Here is a 22,109-nt window from a genome sequence, read left to right as displayed (position 1 = left end):
CCTTTTCTCCTGTATATCTCATTATAGGCGAACGTGAGTTCGTTAATCAATCCCTCACACCAAAAAGAGGTTCCCTTAAGTTCACAGAACTCTTGAGAACCCCTGAATGTTACTTACGCGACGGACCATTATTGAAGGTCTGACCTGCTTCCTGAACAGTAAGGTCAATTAACGGACGGAAATCAACATTTTCATGTTGCGGGTCTACACTTGCCGACTTATCCAAACGCCAATGCGCCAAAAATTCAATATTGCCTTCTCCACCCGTAATAGGGGAGTAAGCCAATCCTTGCAGCGAAAGTCCTAGCTCATGCGAGAACTTCAGGATGGTTTGCAACACTTCTTTGTGGGTTGCGGGATCACGGACGACGCCGGATTTCCCTACCTTTTCACGGCCAGCTTCAAATTGAGGCTTAATCAGAGCCACAATATCAGCAGGCTGATGCAGCAATGCAAGCAATGGTGGCAAAATAATGCGCAACGAAATAAAAGAAACATCAATACTTGCAAAATTCGGTACAGGACCGTTCAAATCTGCAGGTGTCATATACCTGAAATTCGTTTTCTCCATTACGCATACCCGTTCGTCATTACGAAGGGACCAGTCCAGCTGATTGTATCCCACATCAATCGCATATACATACTCCGCTCCATGCTGAAGGGCACAATCCGTAAAACCTCCGGTGGATGAGCCGATATCCAGCATCGTCCTCCCCTTCATATCCAACTCGAATTGACGGATAGCCTTTTCCAGCTTCAACCCTCCACGGCCTACATATGGATGCACTGCACCCCTTACTTTAAGCTCGCTGTCGCGTGGCACCTTCATACCCGCCTTCTCGATCCGTTCACTGTCGGCCAGTATCAGACCTGCCATAATGGCAGCTTTGGCTTTTTCGCGGCTTTCAAAAAAGCCTTGTTCTACAAGTAATACATCAATGCGTTCCTTCGGAACAGACATGTTAATCTCCCTTTAAGGCAGCTACGCTGCTTTCATCATACTTTTTCATAAATAACATCGTTTTCGCTTCAATTCCCCTATACCGATTGTCCCATGCCATACGCTGGCTCGGAAGCCCATTTGCGAAGCTTCAGGCATACGGCTTCAACGGTAAGACCCACTTCGGCGCGTTGCTCCTTGATCGAACCATGCTCCACGAACATATCGGGAATCCCCATCAAGCGCACCTGTGCATCCTGTATTTCTTCTTTGGCGTAAAATTCCAGCACGGCACTACCCAGACTTCCCGCTTCGGAAGCTTCTTCTAATACAATCAGCTTTGTATGCTGACGAGCCAGCTCACGCAGCATATCTTCATCCAACGGCTTGAGGAAACGGGCATTCACAACTCCCACCTGCAAACCTTCTCGTTTCATTGCGTCCGCAGCCTCTGTTGCCACTTGGAGCATTGGGCCCGAAGCGATTACAGCGAAGCCCTCACCCTTGCGTAAAGGCTCCCAACTGCCAATAGGTATAGCATGCAATTCTTTGTCCATCGGCACACCAACCACATTAACACGCGGATAGCGGTAAGCAATCGGGCCATCGTCGTAATCAAGTGCTGTTTTCATCATATGTCGCAGCTCGTTTTCATCCTTGGGCATCATAAGCACGAGATTCGGGATATGACGCAAGAACGCTACATCGAACACACCATGATGGGTTTCCCCGTCAGCCCCGACAAAACCGGCACGGTCAATCGCGAACATCACGTTGGCATTGTGACGGCAGATGTCATGTACAATTTGGTCATAAGCACGCTGCATAAAAGTGGAGTATACCGCAAATACCGGCTTCATCCCTTCCATTGCTAAGGCGGCACACATGGTAGCTGCGTGCTGCTCGGCAATGCCGACGTCAATCATGCGTGCAGGAAATTCCTTACTGAACGGCACCAGCCCTGATCCACCAGGCATAGCAGGTGTAACCGCAATGATACGCTCATCCTGCTCAGCCAGCTCAATCAGCGTTTGCCCGAAAATTTCCGTATACATCGGATTGCCCACGGCTTTGAGTACCTGACCGGATTCAATTTTGTATGGGCTGATTCCGTGCCATTTATGTGAATCTACCTCCGCAGGCTTATAACCTTTACCCTTGGTAGTTACAACATGCACCAACACGGGGCCAGTGACGTTATCCGCCTGCTGGAAGGTTTCAATCAACTTGGGCAGATCATGTCCGTCTACCGGACCAAGATACGTCAGCCCCAGTTCCTCAAATAGCACGCCCGGAACCATCATATATTTAAGACTGTCCTTGACACGGCCAGCCGATTTGGCAAGTTTACCACCGATAGCAGGAATCTTTTTCAGCAAAACTTCCAGCTCATCCTTCGCCCGCAAATAATGACGGTCCGAGCGGATTTTGCTCAAATAATTATGCATTGCCCCTACATTCGGCGCTATGGACATTTCATTGTCATTCAGAATGACCATCAAATTTTTACGTTCATGTCCGATATGGTTTAGCGCTTCGAAGGCCATGCCTCCAGTCAACGCTCCATCTCCGATCATAGCAATGACTTTATTGTCCTCGCCCTTCAAATCACGAGCCAATGCCATCCCCATTGCGGCCGATAGAGAAGTGCTACTATGTCCAGCTTCCCAAACATCATGCTCGCTCTCGCTTTTTTTTACAAAACCGCAAAGTCCACCACGCTGGCGAAGGGTATCAAAACGATCCATCCGCCCTGTCAATATTTTGTGCACGTAGGCCTGATGCCCAACGTCATAAATCATTTTGTCCTTCGGACTGTTATAGCAGTAATGCAGGGCGATTGTGAGCTCAACCACTCCCAGATTCGATGCCAGGTGCCCCCCAGTCACGGACAGCTTCTCAATCAAAAAGCTCCTGATTTCCTCGGCCAGAGAATCCAACTCCTCAACCGACAGTGATTTCAGATCGCCTGGTTGCTTTATGTGTGGAAGCAGCACGCATATCTCCCCGCTTTCCTTCAAGTTTGTGTGTAAAGTTAACAAATATTATATCACACTTTTTCGTCATGCTTAAACGCAGACAAGTCAAAACAGACCTATCCGTGCTAATGATCTCGCTTCATCAGGTAATCGGCAATCTCCAGCAAACGCGAAGAATCAGGTATACCGCCTTCAATTAACGCATTTTTAGCCGAAGCTGTGAGTTCCTCCACCTGCTGCAAAGAAGCCTCCATACCGATAAAATACGGATATGTAACCTTCTCCTGTTCAACATCGCTTTGCGTTTTTTTACCCAGCTTGCTCTCATCGCCCACCAGATCCAGGATATCATCCTGAATTTGAAATGCCAGTCCCAGATCGCGTCCAAAACGGCGAAGCGCCTCTAATTGATCCTTATCAGCTCCCCCGATTCGTCCACCAGCCAGCAATGAGAAAATGATCAAATCAGCGGTTTTGTGAAGATGGATATACTCCAGTTCCTCAATTCCCGTCATCCCTTGTTGGCCGGACATATCCGCCACCTGACCACCCACCATGCCCCGCGCTCCGCTCATTTCGGATAATTCCTCCACGATGGACAGCAGCGCATCGGATGAAATTCCGTGACGACGACCCGCCTGTACGACATTGTAAAAGGCGTGGGTCAGCAATGCATCCCCTGCAAGTACAGCAACCGCCTCACCGTATACCTTATGATTCGTCAGTTTGCCCCGGCGATAATCATCATCATCCATGGCTGGTAAGTCGTCGTGAATCAGGGAGTACGTATGTACCATTTCTACCGCACATGCTACTGGTAACGCTGCCTCCCGGCTTCCGCCGAATGCTTCGGCAGCTGCGATCACAAGCAGAGGCCGCAGGCGTTTTCCACCTGCGGTGAGTGAATAATTCATGGATTCACGAAGAACGGCGGGAATGCTCCAATGAACTGGGAATTGCTCGGTCAATGCAGACGAAACCTCGTCCACCGTCCCGGTCAAATATTCCTTGAACGACGGTTTATTCAACGCCTTCACCACCGTTTTCATCCAATCCCCCGCCGAAAGGCTTCTTGCGCAAATCTCCGTCCTCTTCCACAATCATTTCAATTTTACGTTCAACTTGCTCCAGCTTTTGACTGCAAAGCTGAGACAGCTTCATACCACGCTGGAACAAATCAATGGCTTGCTCCAGAGGAACGTCTCCATGCTCCAGTTGTCCGACAATTTCTTCAAGAGCAGCCATAGCCGCTTCAAAATTCAATTCCGTTTCATTCGCCACCGTGCTTCGCGTCCTCCTTCATTCCCCATACTTGGCAGTCCAACTGCCCGTCACTCACTTTAATCTTGATGGAATCCCCCGGCTGTACGTCTTTTAGCGACTTGATCAGCCGTTTCTCCTGCTCATCATACACAAGGCTGTAACCTCGCGACATGACCTTGAGCGGGCTAAGCGCATCCAACTGACGAATACCCGCGTGTAGTTGCTGCCGTCCCGTCTTGGTTATAGCACGCATTGCAGACTCCAACTGACGCTGTGCCGCATCTGTCTGCTTGCGGGCCGACCGGATTTGTTCGCGCGGGTTAAACCGCTCCAGCACCTGACGCATACGCGCGTTCTTCTCCGCGTTCAAACGTGAACGGTTGCTTGCTGCCCGAATGAGCCGCTGATGCAACATATCCATCCGCTCCGCATGCTGTAGCATATAGCGGCGCGGATGGAGCAGCACAGGTGAACGCCGGAGCCGGGTCAAACGTTCACGACTGGTTTCCAGCCGCTGACGGAGCGCGTTGCGTAATCGCTGTTCCCGCTGGAGTAGCTGATCCCGCAATTCTTGCTGATGAGGCACAGCCAGCTCAGCGGCAGCGGTCGGCGTAGCCGCACGCAAATCGGCCACAAAATCGGCAATCGTAAAATCCGTTTCATGCCCGACGGCCGAAATAACCGGAATTGCTGATGCATAGATGGCACGCGCAACCGCTTCCTCGTTAAACGCCCATAGCTCCTCCAGCGAGCCACCGCCCCGCCCGACGATCATCACCTGAACCTCCTGCATACGGTTCATGGCTTCAATCGCCTTAACGATAGAGGGCGCAGCACCTTTCCCCTGCACAAGCACAGGATAGAGCACAATTCCGGCTTGCGGATATCTGCGTTGAAGTGTCGTGATAATATCACGTACGGCAGCTCCAGTTGGCGAAGTAATGACACCGATTGTCGCCGGATGTGCAGGCAGAATGCGCTTGCGGGCGCTGTTAAATAGCCCCTCAATATCCAGTTTTTGCTTGAGTTGCTCATATGCAAGGTAGAGACTCCCGACACCATCAGGCTGCATTTGGGTCGCATAAAATTGATATTGTCCATCCCGTTCGTACACGGATACGTTTCCCCGGGCAATAACACGCGTACCTTCCTTCGGTACAAAGGGAAGCCGTTGATTATGGGTCGCAAACATAATCGAACGGATACGGCTGCCCTCATCCTTGAGTGTAAAGTACATGTGACCACTCGAATGATGCGTAAAGTTAGAAATTTCCCCGCGTATCCATACGTCGGACAGTACCTGATCTGATTCCAGTTTCATCCGGATATAGCGATTCAGGTCCTTAATAGAGTAAATACGCTGTTCAGCCACAGGCAACCGCCCTTATGCCAAACCGTGCGACCGCTTGGCCGCTACGAGCGTATTTTGCATGAGCATAGTAATCGTCATCGGACCTACACCGCCGGGAACAGGCGTAATCGGGCCAGAAACTTGCTTCACGCTCTCAAAATCAACGTCACCCGCCAGTTTTCCGCTCTCCAGACGATTCATGCCTACATCAATAACCACCGCTCCGGGTTTCACGAACGAAGCATCAATAAAGTTGGCTTTGCCGATGGCAACAACTAAAATATCAGCTTGCCGACTCAGCTCGGCTATATTCGCTGTACGAGAGTGACACATGGTCACCGTAGCATTTTCGCGCTGCAATAACAGCGATACCGGCTTGCCCACGATATTACTACGACCAATGACCACCGCATGCTTGCCTGCAATTTCTACCCCGGCACGCTTGATCAGCTCAATGACTCCAGCAGGAGTACAAGGCAGGAGGCTATCATCACCGATAACCAGATTCCCCACATTTACCGGATGGAATCCATCCACATCCTTCTCAACTGCAATAGCATCAATGACTGCTTTTTCATGAATGTGTTTGGGCAACGGAAGCTGTACCAGAATCCCGTGAATATTACTTTGGTGATTCAGCTTGTCCACCAGCCCCAGCAACGCTTCCTGCGAAGTATCCGCTACCAACCGATGTACCTCGGAATAATAACCGAGATCATGACATGCCTTTTCCTTGTTTCTAACATACACCTGAGAAGCAGGATCTTCACCTACCAGTACGACAGCCAGTCCAGGCTGAAAGTTGTGCTCCTTCAGACGGACGACCTCCTGCTGAATGCTTGCGCGAATATCCTTAGAGATTTGTTTGCCATCAATGATCGGTGCTGACATGTTCAACCACTCCCCAACCTGAGTAAAATAATCTCAACTTAAAACCGTGCTTTCAGCTGCTCCAGCTCTTGTATAATCCGTCCCAGAACACCGTTGACAAATTTACCCGACTCCTCGGTGCCAAAATGCTTGGACAATTCAATCGCTTCATTGACTGCAACTTTAGCCGGCACATCCTCACGGAAAATCATTTCATATGCCGCCAGTCTCAAAATCTGGCGATCCACACGTGAAAGTCTGCTGATCTGCCAGCCTTTAAGATAATCCACCAAAAGTTTGTCAATCGCTTCCTTGTGTTCCCAGGTACCCCGCACATGCTCCAATACGTAAGCCCTTAACACTGCTGCATTTTTGATGACTACTTCCGCTTCGTTATCCTCTGCCGCTTCCTGGAGCAACATATCTACTGCCGCTGCTGCATCCACTTCATTCATTTCCATATGGTACATGCTTTGTACCGCTATTTCCCTCGCCAGACGTCTTTTCATGCCCTGCCTCCTACGCTTGCCTGTATCTATTTTTTCATTTTAACCAATTCCACAAAAAAACCTGTGAACGCATCCTCCAAAACGTTGGGCGCAAAGAAGCTACAGCTCTATTTTGGAGAAAGCGTATCACAGGGTTCATTTAAAAGGACGCCAACGCTGCGACAGCCAGTCGCTCCATTCCTTCCAAGGAAGGAGGGAGCCTAGCGCTGAGTCACTACGTCTTCCTAGCGTATATCCGATGAACACCATCAATGCAAAGAACAACATATTCCAAAAGCCTGCCCACAAATAAATAAACCCGAAAAAAATGCCTGCCGTAATCCCCGTGATCCGGCCCTTGTAACTTCCCCATATTTCTTTCCAGGGCATCTGGGAAAATCACCTCTATTCCACACGACTCTTAAAGCTTGGTGACTGAGAAACATTGGCGATGTACACAGACACATTGGACACAGGAATTCCCGTAATTTCTTCCACATGGTCGTGTACCCCCTTTTGTACCTCGGAGGTTAACACCGGAATGGAGCCTTCCCCATCCACAACCGCCCGAATCGTAATATCAAGTCCCGATTCCAGCACGCGAATACGTGCTTTCAAGTCCTGTACTCCACGAAATCTGGATGCTGCTTTGAGACACAGATTTTCGATGGTATCCACTGAAATCTGAATGTCACCGTACTCTGTTCGTTGATCAATAGAGTGCTGTACCGTTTGATTCCGGCGAATGGAGATATAGAAAACCCGGAGACTCAACAACAACAGTACTCCTGCAATAATCAAGCTGGTAAACCACACTACCCGCTCATCCTGAATGCTTAATGCATACGGAATGGCCCCGCTCAGGAGGAGGATGGCGAGAATGGAAATAATTCCGATACTTAAGCTGTACAAGAACAGCAGAAGTCTGTCCATAACTTTAGCCACGAAACGCACAGCCTCCTTAAATTAGAGTAAACCCTCGACCCTTAAGGGTCGGGGGTTTGTACAAAGTATCGCTCTATTTAACCCGTCCGGCGCCCAGAACTTCTGGCTCTTCTACTTTTTCAGCATTTTTGAATTGAACATCGTGAATTTGTACGTTCACTTCAACAACGTTAAGGCCTGTCATGGTTTCAATGGAGCGCTTAACATTGTGCTGAATAGCAGCAGCCACCTCAGGCAGACGGTTACCGTACTCAATAATGACGGAGACATCTACAGCAGCTTCACGCTGTCCGACTTCCACTTTTACACCTTTGGATAAATTTTTGCGGCCCAGCAATTCGGCAAATCCGCCTGCAAATCCACCACTCATTCCCGCTACGCCTGGCACCTCAACGGTTGCTAGTCCGGCAATGACTTCAATAACCTCCGGGGCAATCTGAATCTCCCCAATTTCTGTACGCTCGAATTCGGTTGGCACTGTGCTCATACCTTCAACACCTTTCGGTAAAATAAGTTTCACTTCAGCTTTGGATTTCAAAGCAGACATGCTCACTTATTATCCATACTATATCATTTGGCGTTCATTATGACAAACTGAGGAAATATACCGATTAAACTTCGTTTTCCTCCAAAAATTTAATATCAAAATCGCCTTTGATGAAGGTCGGATGCTCCAACAATCGTTGATGAAAAGAAATCGTTGTTGGTATGCCTTCAATGGCAAACTCGGACAGAGCCCGCTTCATTTTGGCAATCGCTTCCTGACGTGTAGGCGCCCACACAATCAATTTGGCAATCATAGAGTCATAATAAGGAGGAATGCTGTAACCCGGATAGGCTGCGCTGTCTACGCGTACCCCAGGGCCGCCTGGAGGCAGATAAAATCCGATTTTACCCGGTGCAGGCATAAAATTACGATCAGGGTCCTCGGCGTTAATACGGCACTCCATCGCCCATCCATTGATGGTGACTTCTTCCTGAGTAAAGGAAAGCGGATGCCCTTCAGCGACCAAAATCATTTCTTTAATCAAATCCACACCGGTAATCATCTCCGTTACGGGATGTTCGACCTGAATACGTGTGTTCATTTCCATAAAATAAAATTGATTGTCCGGTCCGAGCAAAAATTCCAGTGTTCCCGCACCGGAGTATTGTACAGCCAAAGCCGCACGAACAGCTGCCTGACCCATTTCTTCACGCACATCCTGCGAAAGAACAGGACACGGAGCTTCCTCCAACAGCTTCTGACGACGGCGCTGCACAGAGCAGTCCCTTTCGCCCAGATGCGCAACATTGCCGTGCTTGTCCGCTATGATCTGAATCTCCACGTGCTTCATACCGGTCAAATATTTTTCCAGATATACACCCGCGTTGCCAAACGCTTTTTGCGCTTCCTGCTGGGCGGTAGTGATTTGTTGAATAAGATTATCTTCATCCTCAGCGATACGGATACCTTTACCGCCGCCACCTGCTGTGGCCTTGATGATCACGGGATAGCCAATATCGCGAGCAATGGTAATGGCATCCTGCAAATCCTCAACCAGCCCGTCCGAACCCGGAATGACCGGAACCCCGGCATCCTTCATCGTCTGCTTGGCGACAGCCTTGTCTCCCATTTTGTTAATCGCTTCAGGAGAAGGACCAATAAACGTAATATTGCAAGATTCGCAAATTTCAGCGAAGTCGGCGTTTTCAGCCAAAAATCCGTAACCTGGATGAATCGCATCACATTCAGTCAATGTCGCAACGCTCATCAGGTTCGTAAAATTCAGGTAGCTGTCCTTGGACAGCGTCGGTCCGATACAGTAAGCCTCATCTGCGAGACGCACATGTAACGAATCCTTGTCGGCTTCCGAATATACGGCAACCGTCGAAATATTCATTTCGCGGCAAGCGCGAATGATACGAACCGCAATTTCTCCACGATTCGCAATCAATACTTTTTGAAATGTCATGACTTTATCCTCCCTGGGAGCAGTCTGGCTGAACCCTCAAAAAAGGGTACAAGCAAGCGTCTTACTCCGGTTTCACAAGGAACAATGGCTGGCCATACTCGACCAACTGTCCATTTTCGGCCAAAATTTCTACAATTTCGCCCTTCACTTCAGCTTCCAACTCGTTCATCAGCTTCATCGCTTCAATAATACATACCGTTGTTTTCTCGCCTACTTTACTGCCGATACTCACATACGGAGCCGTATCCGGGGATGAAGAACTATAGAAAGTCCCTACCATCGGAGATACGATTTTATGTAGATTGCTTGCATATTCCTTGGTTTCCCCAACTGATGCATGTCCTGCATCGGATTGTGCTTGTGGATTCGGAATAGCAGTTTGTGGTGCCGCTGTATAAACAGGTGCTGCCACAGGGGCCTGTACAGTAACGATCTCGCTTTTGCCCGGTTTACGGATCAACAGCCGAGTTCCTTCATTTTCAATTTCAAGCTCATGTACAGACGTTTCATCCACCAGCTTGATCAATTCCTTAATCTCGCTTAATTTGAACATCTCTATTAATCACTCCTTCAGCATTTTGCCGGTTGCTGATAACATTGTTGAAACAGCTTTATGTATTATATCACAATCATTAAAAATAGAAAGAGCCCGGAAATGTGCAGAAATCCGGGCTTTTTCTCGATTTTTGTCTTATTGTGTAACATACTGGACACTGATCTTATCCTGTGTTACGTTCAATTCTTTCATGACTTTATCGACGATCGTTACCGCTTGTTTGGCATCCAGTTTTTCACTCAGAACTACTACCTTGTATTTATCAGCATCTTCTTCGCGGACCACCGCATTGGCGAACTGCTGCTGAAGCTCTTCCTCAATTCCGGTGATTTTCGCCTGTTTGTCTTCCAGTACATGTAGTTCTTTTTGTGCTTCAGCGGCTTTTTTGGCAGTGCTATCGTTCATTGCAGTCGTCAGCTCGTCATTTTTCTTTTGATTTGCCACATCCCGCTCCAGCAAGTAGTTGTCGATAACAGCAGCGGCCGTAGGCTTCGCGGCTTGTTCCGTTGCCACCTGATCGAGTACCTGCTGGTCTGTTTTCGCGGTGGACGCTGTTTTGTCCTCACTTTTTGCCGTCGTATCTGGCGTGGCAGCAGTAGTGTTTTGATCTGATTTAGCAGACTCGGTAGCCGGGGCAGCGGCAGTATCTTTATTTTCGCCTGTAGTAGATTGAGTAGCAGGATCCGTTGCGGCAGCCGTGTCCGTCTTTGCGGAAGAGGCAGTCCCTTCTCCGGTAACTTCACCATTGGTCACCACTTCATTCACTTTCAGCTCGTTCATTTGTTCTTCTGCCTTGCCTGCCGCTTCCTGGGCGGTATCCTGCTTGGCCTTGCTCACTTGTTCACTGTCCGCAACAGGTGGATTAGCCGGGCTAGAGTCCTCCGTAAACAAATAATACGCAGACAGTACGACCATTAAACTCAGCATGGACACCAGCCAAACGGTTTGTCTTTTGTTATTCATGTTCCGTCCTCCAATATGATTAAATTAGGATTTTCACTTATCCCTGCTTATGATTTAATCTATCCCTGCTTACGCGGGACAACTGAAATTTTATAGGAAGGGACATTAAGCCCTTTCTGTACGGCATCCACAATCAACTGCTTCACGGTAGGGTTTTCTGCTCCCATCGCCACAACCAGAACTCCCCTCACCTGCGGTTTTACTTTTTTGGTAACAATCGGGGTGTGCTGGCCTCCTGACGATTCATAGGTGACAATCTCTCCATCGCGTGTGTATTGAGTGGTATGTCGCTGACCGCCATTGGCATCCGTCTCATTATTTTCTTCCTGCATATCCTTCACATTGCGCTGAACGATGACTTCCTCAGTGGAGTCAACCGTAACCATGACATCGACCGTCCCTACACCAACAATCTGCTCCAGCATCTGCTTCATATTATCTTCGAACACCTTCTCAATTCCGGCAAAGGAACTTTCCTCACCTCCCGTTGTCTGAAGTGAAGGTTCATTTTTCATCACGCCAGGCGGCTCCCGCCCCACGTTTTCAGGATCCACCTTTTTCACATTCACGAACGAATTAAAAAGCATGATCGCGACCCCGATAAGACCGAGAATAAGCAGCCAGCGAAATGAATTAAACCTTTTGGGCCCGTCTGCCCCCCCGCCCATCCATTGCTCCAGCTTTTTCATCCATTTGCCCATTTCTGCTCACCTCCTGTTACCATTCATGTGTACCGTCCTGCGAAGAAAGCACCTGAACATTTTTGCTGTCGATTCCCCATCTTTCGTGCAGCAGCCCCGTAATTAGACCGAAAGTTTGCGTGTCCGCTATCTTTTCACCCTCAAAGGTTTCCGCACTGCTATTGGCCCTCTCCGGCGCTCCCTTCTCTTGATCCGATGTTTTTTCAGGGATTGGCTCTACGTGGATATTTACTGTTTTTTCAGCTACAGGCTCTACCATAATCGGCTTGGAGTCCGCACCTGGCGGAAGATTCGTGCTTTTCTCCTCACGTCCAGCCTGCTGCTCCGCCAGTTTAACCACTACAGATTGAATTCCCGTTCCAGCCTCCAGATTCGACGATTCCTGCTTCATCTGAGCAAGCGTAACTTGAACCGATTGAATCGCTAACCCGGTATTCTGCTCCAACTGTCCCTTGATTTCCTTGGCGACCTCTTGACCAGCCCACTGTATGGAACTTTGCTCTTGCTGCTGCTTCAACTTGCTGCCTTTTGCCAAAATTTCCTCCAATGTCGGTTCGTTCTTACCTGTCTCTGCTTGGCGCTGAAGATCAAACGCGCGTCCCAGAAGCTCGGAAGGACTGGTACTCAGCAAACGCACGACCGGAGAGAGTAGCGTCAGTAGAATAAGCAGGCTGAGTACGAGCTTGACATACCTTTCCATGGAACGGCTTGGCAAGATCATATCGATAAAAGAAGCCAGCAGCACAATCAGCACCAGTTCCTTAAGCCAGCCTCCCAGCCAGGTCACGTCACTCCCCTCCCCCCGTTTGATTGTCGATTATTCACTCACCTCATCATGACCGTCATATTGCCTGCCGCGAGCATGACCGTAATCGCAAGGAAGGACATTAAACCCACTGCCGCCAGCGCTGCGAAGACATAAATCATGCTTTTACCAATTGCGTCCAAGCATTCCACAATAGGCGTATCTCCCAAAGGCTGCATAATCGCTGCTGTGACTTTATAGATCAGGGCCAATGTTAGAATCTTGAGGGCAGGAAAAGCGCAGAGGAACAGAATAATGATGACTCCCACCAGCCCAATGGCATTTTTCACAAGCAACGAAGCCGATATAACCGTATCTGTCGCATCTGCCAGCGCCTTGCCCACCACTGGAACAAAACTGCCTGTAATATACTTGGCCGTGCGGATCGTTAATCCGTCAGTAACAGACGACGTTAATCCCTGAACCGAAATGACACCCAGAAAAATGGTCAGCAGCACCCCCAGTACCCCCACTCCGGCGTTACGCAGCAGATCGGCTAGCTGGGTCAGCTTGTATTTGCCTGTCAATGAGTTGACCAGATACAACACCGCCGAAAAGAACAGCAACGGGAACACCAGCGTATGAATGACCGTCCCGACCGTGTTGATCATAAATACAATTAGCGGGTGGGTGACCGAAACCGTTACGACGTTGCCCATCGAGGCCAACATGGTAAACAGCAGAGGCAACATCGCCATCATGAAGTGAATCATGTTGTCAATGGCTTCTTTTGCATAACCAATCGCTACACTAAAGCTGTTAATCGCCAAAATGATAATGACCATATATACAATCGCGTAGGCGACCTTGCTGACCTGATTACTTTCAAAAGCACTTTGTAGAGTTTCCAGCACCATACTCATAATGCTGAGCATAACAATAGTGACGAGAAGCTTGGCATTGACCCGAATTTCGTGGATGAAAAAGTCAGCTATGGCGCTCAATACACCCTTAATACTGAATCCTTCACCGCCCGGAAGCAGCATGTCCATGAAGGAAGGCGTTTTCTGATCAGGGAAAAATCCGCCATATTGCTGCATCAGCCCGTCCCAATAATGCTCTACCTCATCTTTGGGCATCTGCTCCGCCTGTTGTCTGATCCATTCATTCGTAGGTGTATCTGCAAAGATAACCGCAGCCGAGGCACACCAGAGGCATAGTAGCAAAATGACCACCACTTTGAGATTCGGCATGCCCTCCAGCCTTTTCATGGCATCACCCCCTCAGGCGGGCATCAGCTTCAGAATCGTGTCAATAATTATGCTGATAATCGGGATTGCCAGCACCATGATGAGCACCTTTCCTGTAAGCTCAATTTTGGAGGCAATCCCGTCTTGTCCCGCATCCCGAACCACCTGCGCTCCAAATTCGGCAATATAAGCGATGCCGATAATTTTCAGAACGGTTTTAAAATAAATCATATCCATGCCCGATGACCTTGCCAGACGCTCCAGCACAGCAACCACGGACCCAATCTTGCCAATCAACAGTAAAAAAATGACGATTCCCGCGGCTGTCGCAATCAGAAAAGCAAACATCGGCTTCTGTTCCTTAATGACCAAAATAAGAACTGTGGCAATCAGGGCGAAGCCGACCACCTGAATGATTTCCATGTGTCCACCTACTGAAAAAGAAAGATAGATTTGATCTCTTGCAGAAGGTTATCCAGCATTCGTACCACCATGAACAGCACTACAACAAAGCCGATAACCGTTACCCAGTGGGCCATGTCTTCTTTGCCCATTTGCTTGAGTACGGTATGAATCATGGCGATAATAATGCCAATTCCGGCAATCTGAAAAATAGCGTTCACTTCTAAATTCATTCGAGCACCCCGCTAATAGATCAAAATGACGATCAATGCTCCGATCAGCAGTCCCAGGCTTCTGCTCATGCGCTCGTATCTCACCTGATCCGCCTGCGCCTGTGCTTCCTCATGAGTTAGCTGCTGGATGGTTAGCGCAATGTGCTTGATCTGGTCTTCACGGTCGCTGGTCCCGAGACTGTAAGCAAGCTGCCGCATCGCTTCCTTCTCGGCCTGCTGCATGCTGGAGCGGCTCCACGAGGCCTCAATCGCTTTATGCAGGCTTTCTCTGGCGGTCAGCCCAAAGGAGGGGTGCATCCAGTGTGAGGCTTGCTGGAATAAGGTTCGCAGCGGCTCCCGCAACGGCTCTCCCGTCTTGGCAAAAGCATCCGGCAGCGGGGACACCCCATAGGAAACCTCAGTGGTCAGCCTTTGCAGCGCGAGAATCAGTTCTCTGATCTGCCGCGGCCTCAGTGCAAACTGCCTTGCCCGCTGCCAGCCGGCCAGTGTAGCGGCGAGTATAACCAAAGCGGCTCCCAGCAGCTTAAGCATAGGAAATACCTCCGTTCTGCCCTTCTCCGGACAGCGTCAGCCTACGCTGCTTGGCATCTGCCAGCCGGAAGGAGACGCCCCGGCTCGTCCGCTCCAGCATGACGTAAAGCTGAAACAGCTCCTGCCCTGTCGTCAATCCGGCAAAAGCAGGCCGGGTCGCCATTTCAGCTACATCACGCCCATGTGCGGAAGCAATGACTGCGATCCCCGCATGGAGCGCTTCACGCACCGCCTCGGCATCCTCTGGTCGTCCGATTTCATCGACGATCAGCACATCTGGCGACATGGAACGAATCATCATCATCATGCCTTCTGCTTTCGGACATCCATCCAATACGTCGGTTCGAGGTCCGACGTCAAAACCAGGGATGCCCTTGTGACTGCCGGCAATCTCCGAGCGTTCGTCTATGATGCCTACCTTGAGTCCGCTTCTTCGTCCCCCATTGCTTTCCAGCCCACCGTAGCTTAGTTGCCGGGCCAAGTCCCTAAGCAGTGTTGTTTTGCCATGCTGAGGTGGGGACAAGATGAGGGTGTGAAGGATTTTACCGGACTTCCGATCCGCTACATAGGGCAATATGCGATCCGCTATACCGGGAATTGCCCGGGCAATTCTTACATTAAAGCTGCTAATATCCCTCAAATGCTCCACTCGCCCCCTGCTAAGGACAGTTCTTCCTGCCAACCCGATCCGGTGCCCCCCGGGAATGGTAATAAACCCTTTGCGAAGCTCCTCCTCCATGGTGTACAGGGAATGATTGCTGATAAAATCCAGCAAACGGTGGGCATCCTCCCGGTCCGGCTTATAGGCTTCCATATCGTTCAAAGTCAGCCGACCAGCGGACGTTACAAAATGATGTTCACCATTCGTATTAATTTCCAGCGGCCTTCCTTCCCGAACCCGTATTTCTTCCAGTTGCTTGAATACCGTTTCCGGAAGCTTTCCGAGTATGCCGTGCAACGGTTCGGGAAATAACTCCAGCCATTCCATACCAATGCCGCCCCCTCACAGTTGTCCTTTTTCTTTAAGACAAGTCTATGGCCGACTCTCGCTTTTTATGCCGAAAATATATTGAAAACCTAGTCGTTAATTTCAAAGCTCCTATCGGCTCTCTGCAAACATATTCCCCGCCCTCTAAAGCACCTTCAGGGAATCTGCATATATCAAAAAAGGCACCCCGAAGCCTTGACCACTAAGGGATACCGTGGAACAAAAACAATAGATTCACACAAAAAAAAGAGGCTGCCATTCAGCCTGACACTCGCTGAAAAGACAACCTCTTAACCTACTGCTATATTCTATGATTATCAAACTATAAATAGGAGGCGCGATATTCCCATTCAATTACCGACGATCCTGAGGTCCACCCACAAATGCTTGCTCCTCAGTATCCAGATTGTACGCTGTATGCAACGCCTGAATGACCTCATGGAGTTTGCCTGCCTCAATCACACACGATACCTTGATTTCAGATGTGCTTACCATTTTAATGCTCACGCCTTGGTCTGCTAGCACAGCAAACATTTGCGCTGCAACGCCTGGATGGCTAACCATGCCCGCTCCTACAATGGATACCTTGACGAGGTTTTCTTCAGACGTCACTTCACGGTATGGAAGCTCTATGCGAATGCTTTCCAATGTCTTCAAGGCTGCTTCACGATCCGTAAGAGCCACTGTAAAGGAAAAGTCTGCTTTGCCAGCCTCAACACCACTTTGCACAATAATGTCTACATCAATTTTGGCTCCCGCCAGCGTTCCGAATACTTTCGCCAGTACACCAGGAGTGTCGGCTACGCCCAAAATACTGATTCTTGCTACATTTTTATCATATGCAATCCCACTGACTACCACGCCCTGCTCCATTACTGCATCCTCCTTTACGACCGTTCCTTCATTATGGTTAAAACTGGACCGCACAATCAGCGATACCCGGTTATGTTTCGCATATTCTACCGCACGTGGATGCAATACTGCCGCACCCAGATTGGCTAGTTCCAGCATTTCATCATAGGAAATTTCTTTTAGCTTACGGGCAACCTTTACGATTCGTGGATCTGTAGAATATATGCCATCCACATCTGTGTAAATTTCGCAAGCATCCGCCTGGATCGCCGCCGCCAGTGCAACCGCCGTCGTGTCAGAGCCACCACGTCCCAGCGTCGTAATATCTCCTTCAGCAGACATCCCCTGGAAACCCGCAACCACGACAATCTTATTGCTGCTTAGTGCATCCAGTACCCGTTGAGGTTGGATGTCCGTAATTCTCGCCCGACCATGCTCGGATTCCGTACGGAAACCAGCCTGCCATCCTGTAAACGATACCGCCTCATGTCCCAACTGTTGAATAGCCATCGACAACAATGCAATCGAAATTTGCTCGCCAGTCGTCATCAGCATATCCAACTCACGTGCAGGCAACTGCTCGTTCAGCAATTTGGCCTGGTCGATCAGTTCGTCAGTTGTGTCTCCCATCGCGGAAACAACAACTACACATTGATGCCCTTCACTCTGTTTCTCAACAACGCGTTTTGCCACGCGTTTCATGCGCTCCGTATCACCGACGGAACTGCCTCCGAATTTCATGACATACAAAGACAACGATATTCACTCCCTCAGACTCAACAGTATGTAACCTTGAGATGGCACAACCGACTTTGAACGTGACATCCTACGGCATAACTTTAGTACAGTATAATACGAAAGTGCTGTATGGAGCCAATGTTTTTTAATAACAGTTGTTCATAACAAATAATCCCCTGTCCTTGACAAGGACAGAGGATATGAAGAAGCTAGACCATTCTATGCGCGGGAAATGTATTTACCATCGCGTGTATCAATCAGCAGTACATCATCCTGGTTGATAAACAAAGGAACCTGAACATTCAGTCCTGTTTCAACTTTAGCATTTTTGGTAGCACCTGTAGCCGTGTTGCCTTTAATGCCCGGCTCCGTGTCAATAACCTTCAGCTCTACGCTGTTAGGCAGGTTAATCCCGAGAATTTCACCATTATAGCTAATGATGTTTACATTCATGTTTTCTTGCAGGAAGTTAAGTTCCCATTTCAGTTGATCACTGGAAAGGTTGAATTGATCGTATGTTTCGTTGTCCATGAACGTATGCTCGTCTGCGCTCGCATAGAGGTAGGACACACCACGGTTTTCAATTTGCGCGCGGCCAATCGTTTCACCCGCACGAAATGTGCGTTCAACTGTGTTGCCGTTACGCAGGTTTTTCAGCTTGGAGCGCACGAATGCCGCACCTTTACCCGGTTTTACGTGTTGGAAGTCCAGTACTGTAAAAATATCTCCGTCTACCTCGACGGTCAAGCCTGTTTTGAAATCATTAACGTTAATCACTAAAATACCCCTCCTACAGGACTGTTATCGTTATTAAACGACTGTAAATTCTTTGCTTGAATGTGTTAATACCTTGATGCCGCTATCTGTAATAACGATATCATCCTCGATCCGCACGCCGCCCAATCCAAGTACATAAATACCTGGTTCGACTGTTACAACCATGCCGGGCTCCAGAATATCATCGCTTGCCTTCGACAGACGCGTCGATTCATGGACTTCCAGACCTAGACCATGACCTGTGCTGTGTCCGAAATTGTCTCCATAGCCATGGCTTGCAATAATATCCCGTGTCAGCGCATCCGCTTCACGGCCCGTCATGCCCGGCTTAATATGTTCCAGCGCGTGAAGCTGCGCCTTGAGCACAATATCGTAGATCTCACGTAGCTGCGGCGACAAATCCCCTTGTGTAGCTACTGTACGTGTCACATCGGAGCAATAACCATCCAGCAACGCGCCGAAATCAAAAGTTATCAGTTCGCCCGCTTGTACCAGCTTGGAGCTGGCTACACCGTGAGGCAGTGCCGAACGAACCCCGGATGCCACAATCGTGTCAAATGAGGAGGACGTAGCTCCCTGCTTTCGCATGAAGAATTCCATTTCCAGATCCAGCTCACGCTCGCTGACACCCGGTTTGATATAAGGCAAAATGTGTGCAAATGTAGCATCTGCCAAATCCGCCGCCCGCTGCATCACTTCCAGCTCTTCCGCATCCTTGTACACCCGCAGCTTTTCAACAATTCCCGATACCGGAATGAGTGTAACAGGTGACAAATCTTCGCTGTAAGCTTTATGCGTCGCAACAGATACATGGTCCTGCTCGAAGCCTGTTTCACCGATCTGATGGGAGGACAGCAACTCTTTCACCGTTTCCATGACCTGCGCAGCATGTTGTACCACCGTAAAGCCTTCCGCTTGTTCGGCAGCCTGCGTCATATAACGGAAGTCGGTCAGCAGATAGCTGTGAGATTCCGTAATCAGCACATAACCCGCCGAACCGGTGAAGCCTGTCAAATATCGGCGGTTGACAGGGCTTGTAATCAGTATAGCCCGCAGATCATGCTCGCCCAGCGCCTGCCGCAGCTTTAACACCCGGTCATTCTTCATCTTTCATCCCGCTCCCCTCTGTCAAATAACCAAATGCTATTTTAACACAGGCGATAGCCGCTTGAGAAGTTTTTGTTGCGCTCAGTCCCCAGCTTTCTCAGGCTCGCGCTTTCTCTCGTCTGTGTACTCAACAGCAACGGTGTATCCGATAAATAATCCCCACAGTATAAATACACAAATTTCCGTATAAATGGAGTTCCAGGTTAAACGATAAAGCGGATTCATCATTCCAAGCTTGGGACCTATCAACACGAATAAAATAACCCACCATACCAAGCCGTAAACGATGCCGGGCGCAGGCCCCTTATACCTACGCAACATCAATGTGTACACCAGTGACGCTACAACGGATAATGCGATAAAAAACAATAAACCGACCAGATGTCCCGCCGTGGTTTTCATGAACGAATGTTTAAAAAAAGGCTCTGCCAAAAATGCCGGTGCGACTACCGTAAAATGTAACGTATAAAACAACCAGCGCAGTAATCCCCAGAGCAAGCCTGCAAAAAATCCCAATTCGAGTGCAAAAGGAATAAGCGGCGTATGTATTTTGCCCGACTGCTGTCTTCCTCGACTGCTATTATTGTTATTATGGTCGCGTTGATCCTGAGATTCGCCAGACCGATCCTGATCATGGCCTACCTTAGGTATGGAGTAGGTGTCACTCATGTTATTTGATCCCCTTTCAAGATGCAAAACTTTTTCCATGCTAAAAAAGATGACTTTTATTGGCGCATGAAGAAGGCTGCATTTCCGATGGATTCGTGCATCATTTTGCTGGTAGTATGCTCCGATGGGGGTTAGCTTAACACTGAACTTGATGAGTTGTTTTTACATATGGGGAAGTGCTGCTGGGGTGGTGACTCATTATGTGTGCATATGTGTCCGCTACGAGAACGGATCATTCTTCCGATCGCTGTTGCCTCCAGATTTCTGATTTATACCCTCAAGGGTAGAAATCCGGAGGCAAAGGCGAACGCTACCGCTTCTTCAGAACGATTCCGTCCTCTCCGCTGCTTTTTGTGATTGTACCACTTTTTTTGCTGTTCAACATCTAACGAACATTAAGAAAGAAACGTATTTACGCTATTATTCAACAATTCAAAAGCTCTGAAAATAGATTTTGGGAAAATAGCAGCAAAAGCACACATCAAACTAATAACGCGCCTTTTTAGCATTTGAAGTCCAACTTCCCCTCCCCCAACCAAGGCAAATCGAGAGGTGGGCAGCAGCGGAAAGCTCGGATTCGTCCTGAAGAAGCGGTAGCGTTCGCCTTTATCCCCGGATTTTTACCCCCACACCTTTTATCTAATCTAAAAATCCGAGGATAACAGCGATCGGAAGGATGATCCGAGCTTGGAGCGACCTCCTTCACCGCTTGAAGCGGCCTAAGTACCACCTCTCATTTTCCCCCAACTAGATATTCCCTTCCAAATTCGATACAATATACAAAAAGCACGTGTAAAGAGAGGTGAGACGGTTGTCACAAGCATCCAAGCCTGTAAGCTACGGTGGTCAGGCAGTCATTGAAGGTGTCATGTTCGGCGGCAAGCGTGTCAATGTCACGGCAGTTCGCCGCAAGACTGGCGAAATCACATATTTGGAAGTACCGCGCAAGGAGCAATCCTGGGTGTCCAAATTTCGCAGAATCCCGTTGTTACGGGGGATTGTAAGCATCATCGACTCCAGCGCCAAGGGTACGAAGCATTTGAACTATTCAGCCGATGCGTATGCCGATGATGAAGTGGACCCGGAAGAACGCGCTGAACAAAAGAAAAAAGAAGAATCTCGCTGGAGCCTGAGTATGATGATCGGCGTGGCGGCGGTCGGCATTTTATCCTTCCTGTTTGGCAAAATTGTGTTGACCCTCGTTCCGGTTATGGTGGAAGATTTCCTGTTCGGAAATTTATTTCACAACCAGATTCTGCATAACCTCGCGGAAGGGGCTATTAAGCTGATTCTGCTATTGGGTTATTTATGGGGCATTTCCCAAACTCCGTTGATCAAACGACTGTTCCAATATCACGGAGCGGAACATAAGGTGATTACCGCATATGAAGCGGGTGAAGAACTAACTCCTGCTAATGTGCAAAAATACAGTCGTCTGCATTACCGTTGCGGTAGCAGCTTTATCATGCTCACGGTGATCATCGGGGTACTCGTATATTCCCTGTTTACGTATGATAATCTATGGGAGCGTATGGGACAACGGCTTTTGTTGCTTCCAATCGTGCTGGGACTTTCCTTTGAATTTCTCAAGCTGACTAATGCCCTGCGGGAGATTCCGGTACTCCGTTATTTGGGATACCCCGGTCTGTGGCTGCAACTACTGACAACCAAAGAACCGACCGATGATCAAGTAGAGGTATCCATTGCTTCATTTAAGCGTATGCTGGAGTTGGATGCCGAGTTGGAAAATGTACCTGTAAAGGAGACCTTCAACAACTCGGTCCTTGATCCTGTGAAAGGATGAGT

The 22,109-nt window shown here is 48.9% G+C and carries 25 protein-coding genes; 1 reads left to right on the top strand and 24 read right to left on the bottom strand.

Features of this window, described 5'->3' with window-relative positions:
• Positions 1–109: 109 nt before the first annotated feature.
• From ACWXW9_RS09290 to ACWXW9_RS09175, 24 genes are all read right to left on the bottom strand, one after another.
• Complete coding sequence (locus tag ACWXW9_RS09290; protein WP_494929151.1) at positions 110–961, bottom strand: TlyA family RNA methyltransferase; 852 nt, start codon at positions 959–961, stop codon at positions 110–112.
• A 77-nt stretch (positions 962–1,038) separates the two neighbouring features.
• Positions 1,039–2,937, bottom strand: a complete 1,899-nt coding sequence (gene dxs, locus ACWXW9_RS09285; protein ID WP_494929172.1) for a 1-deoxy-D-xylulose-5-phosphate synthase — start codon at positions 2,935–2,937, stop codon at positions 1,039–1,041.
• 107 nt (positions 2,938–3,044) lie between these two features.
• Positions 3,045–3,968, bottom strand: a complete 924-nt coding sequence (locus ACWXW9_RS09280; protein ID WP_494929150.1) for a polyprenyl synthetase family protein — start codon at positions 3,966–3,968, stop codon at positions 3,045–3,047.
• Complete coding sequence (gene xseB, locus ACWXW9_RS09275) at positions 3,940–4,200, bottom strand: exodeoxyribonuclease VII small subunit (protein WP_007430920.1); 261 nt, start codon at positions 4,198–4,200, stop codon at positions 3,940–3,942. The genes ACWXW9_RS09280 and xseB overlap by 29 nt, the downstream gene beginning before the upstream one ends.
• Complete coding sequence (xseA, locus tag ACWXW9_RS09270) at positions 4,190–5,554, bottom strand: exodeoxyribonuclease VII large subunit (RefSeq protein WP_494929149.1); 1,365 nt, start codon at positions 5,552–5,554, stop codon at positions 4,190–4,192. The genes xseB and xseA overlap by 11 nt, the downstream gene beginning before the upstream one ends.
• A 12-nt stretch (positions 5,555–5,566) precedes the next feature.
• Positions 5,567–6,424: a bifunctional methylenetetrahydrofolate dehydrogenase/methenyltetrahydrofolate cyclohydrolase FolD gene (gene folD / locus ACWXW9_RS09265; RefSeq protein WP_494929148.1), complete on the bottom strand. Its 858-nt coding sequence runs from the start codon at positions 6,422–6,424 to the stop codon at positions 5,567–5,569.
• Between the two features lie 38 nt (positions 6,425–6,462).
• Positions 6,463–6,912: a transcription antitermination factor NusB gene (gene nusB / locus ACWXW9_RS09260; protein WP_025683328.1), complete on the bottom strand. Its 450-nt coding sequence runs from the start codon at positions 6,910–6,912 to the stop codon at positions 6,463–6,465.
• 135 nt (positions 6,913–7,047) lie between these two features.
• Positions 7,048–7,281 carry a DUF2273 domain-containing protein gene (locus ACWXW9_RS09255; RefSeq protein WP_007430925.1) on the bottom strand — a complete coding sequence of 78 codons (234 nt, stop codon included), beginning with the start codon at positions 7,279–7,281 and terminating at the stop codon, positions 7,048–7,050.
• Positions 7,282–7,296: 15 nt separating this feature from the next.
• A complete protein-coding gene (gene amaP / locus ACWXW9_RS09250; RefSeq protein WP_134913731.1) occupies positions 7,297–7,836 on the bottom strand; it encodes an alkaline shock response membrane anchor protein AmaP in 540 nt (179 codons plus the stop codon).
• A gap of 73 nt (positions 7,837–7,909) precedes the next feature.
• Positions 7,910–8,323, bottom strand: a complete 414-nt coding sequence (locus ACWXW9_RS09245; RefSeq protein ID WP_134913729.1) for an Asp23/Gls24 family envelope stress response protein — start codon at positions 8,321–8,323, stop codon at positions 7,910–7,912.
• A 124-nt stretch (positions 8,324–8,447) separates the two neighbouring features.
• On the bottom strand, positions 8,448–9,791 hold the full coding sequence (gene accC / locus ACWXW9_RS09240) for an acetyl-CoA carboxylase biotin carboxylase subunit (RefSeq protein WP_431088127.1): 1,344 nt from the start codon (positions 9,789–9,791) through the stop codon (positions 8,448–8,450).
• A gap of 61 nt (positions 9,792–9,852) precedes the next feature.
• The gene (gene accB, locus ACWXW9_RS09235; RefSeq protein WP_137063558.1) at positions 9,853–10,344 is read right to left on the bottom strand and encodes an acetyl-CoA carboxylase biotin carboxyl carrier protein; all 492 of its coding nucleotides are present in this window, start codon (positions 10,342–10,344) and stop codon (positions 9,853–9,855) included.
• 138 nt (positions 10,345–10,482) lie between these two features.
• Positions 10,483–11,310, bottom strand: coding sequence for a SpoIIIAH-like family protein (locus ACWXW9_RS09230; RefSeq protein WP_431088122.1), 828 nt, complete (start codon positions 11,308–11,310; stop codon positions 10,483–10,485).
• A 59-nt stretch (positions 11,311–11,369) separates the two neighbouring features.
• Positions 11,370–12,011, bottom strand: coding sequence for a stage III sporulation protein AG (gene spoIIIAG / locus ACWXW9_RS09225; RefSeq protein WP_137063560.1), 642 nt, complete (start codon positions 12,009–12,011; stop codon positions 11,370–11,372).
• A 16-nt stretch (positions 12,012–12,027) separates the two neighbouring features.
• Positions 12,028–12,798: a stage III sporulation protein AF gene (spoIIIAF, locus tag ACWXW9_RS09220; protein WP_494929147.1), complete on the bottom strand. Its 771-nt coding sequence runs from the start codon at positions 12,796–12,798 to the stop codon at positions 12,028–12,030.
• Positions 12,799–12,836: 38 nt separating this feature from the next.
• Entirely contained in the window at positions 12,837–14,027 is a 1,191-nt protein-coding gene (spoIIIAE, locus tag ACWXW9_RS09215; RefSeq protein WP_431088119.1) for a stage III sporulation protein AE, read from the bottom strand.
• A gap of 12 nt (positions 14,028–14,039) precedes the next feature.
• Complete coding sequence (spoIIIAD, locus tag ACWXW9_RS09210; protein ID WP_025683336.1) at positions 14,040–14,429, bottom strand: stage III sporulation protein AD; 390 nt, start codon at positions 14,427–14,429, stop codon at positions 14,040–14,042.
• Positions 14,430–14,437: 8 nt separating this feature from the next.
• Positions 14,438–14,641, bottom strand: coding sequence for a stage III sporulation protein AC (gene spoIIIAC / locus ACWXW9_RS09205; RefSeq protein ID WP_010345636.1), 204 nt, complete (start codon positions 14,639–14,641; stop codon positions 14,438–14,440).
• A gap of 12 nt (positions 14,642–14,653) precedes the next feature.
• Complete coding sequence (spoIIIAB, locus tag ACWXW9_RS09200) at positions 14,654–15,172, bottom strand: stage III sporulation protein SpoIIIAB (RefSeq protein ID WP_149093527.1); 519 nt, start codon at positions 15,170–15,172, stop codon at positions 14,654–14,656.
• A complete protein-coding gene (gene spoIIIAA, locus ACWXW9_RS09195) occupies positions 15,165–16,160 on the bottom strand; it encodes a stage III sporulation protein AA (protein WP_494929146.1) in 996 nt (331 codons plus the stop codon). The genes spoIIIAB and spoIIIAA overlap by 8 nt, the downstream gene beginning before the upstream one ends.
• A 354-nt stretch (positions 16,161–16,514) precedes the next feature.
• The gene (locus tag ACWXW9_RS09190; RefSeq protein ID WP_494929145.1) at positions 16,515–17,768 is read right to left on the bottom strand and encodes an aspartate kinase; all 1,254 of its coding nucleotides are present in this window, start codon (positions 17,766–17,768) and stop codon (positions 16,515–16,517) included.
• Between the two features lie 201 nt (positions 17,769–17,969).
• The gene (gene efp / locus ACWXW9_RS09185; protein WP_044647663.1) at positions 17,970–18,527 is read right to left on the bottom strand and encodes an elongation factor P; all 558 of its coding nucleotides are present in this window, start codon (positions 18,525–18,527) and stop codon (positions 17,970–17,972) included.
• A 33-nt stretch (positions 18,528–18,560) separates the two neighbouring features.
• Entirely contained in the window at positions 18,561–19,634 is a 1,074-nt protein-coding gene (locus ACWXW9_RS09180; RefSeq protein ID WP_494929144.1) for a M24 family metallopeptidase, read from the bottom strand.
• Between the two features lie 81 nt (positions 19,635–19,715).
• Complete coding sequence (locus ACWXW9_RS09175; protein ID WP_494929143.1) at positions 19,716–20,303, bottom strand: YqhR family membrane protein; 588 nt, start codon at positions 20,301–20,303, stop codon at positions 19,716–19,718.
• Positions 20,304–21,114: 811 nt separating this feature from the next.
• Here ACWXW9_RS09175 and ACWXW9_RS09170 point away from each other — a divergent pair.
• A complete protein-coding gene (locus tag ACWXW9_RS09170; protein ID WP_494929142.1) occupies positions 21,115–22,107 on the top strand; it encodes a DUF1385 domain-containing protein in 993 nt (330 codons plus the stop codon).
• Positions 22,108–22,109 lie beyond the last annotated feature (2 nt).

Source organism: Paenibacillus sp. LT-B23 (assembly GCF_059417685.1).
The sequence above is the reverse complement of the archived record's forward strand: the minus strand, read 5'-3'. Positions and strand labels throughout refer to the sequence as shown.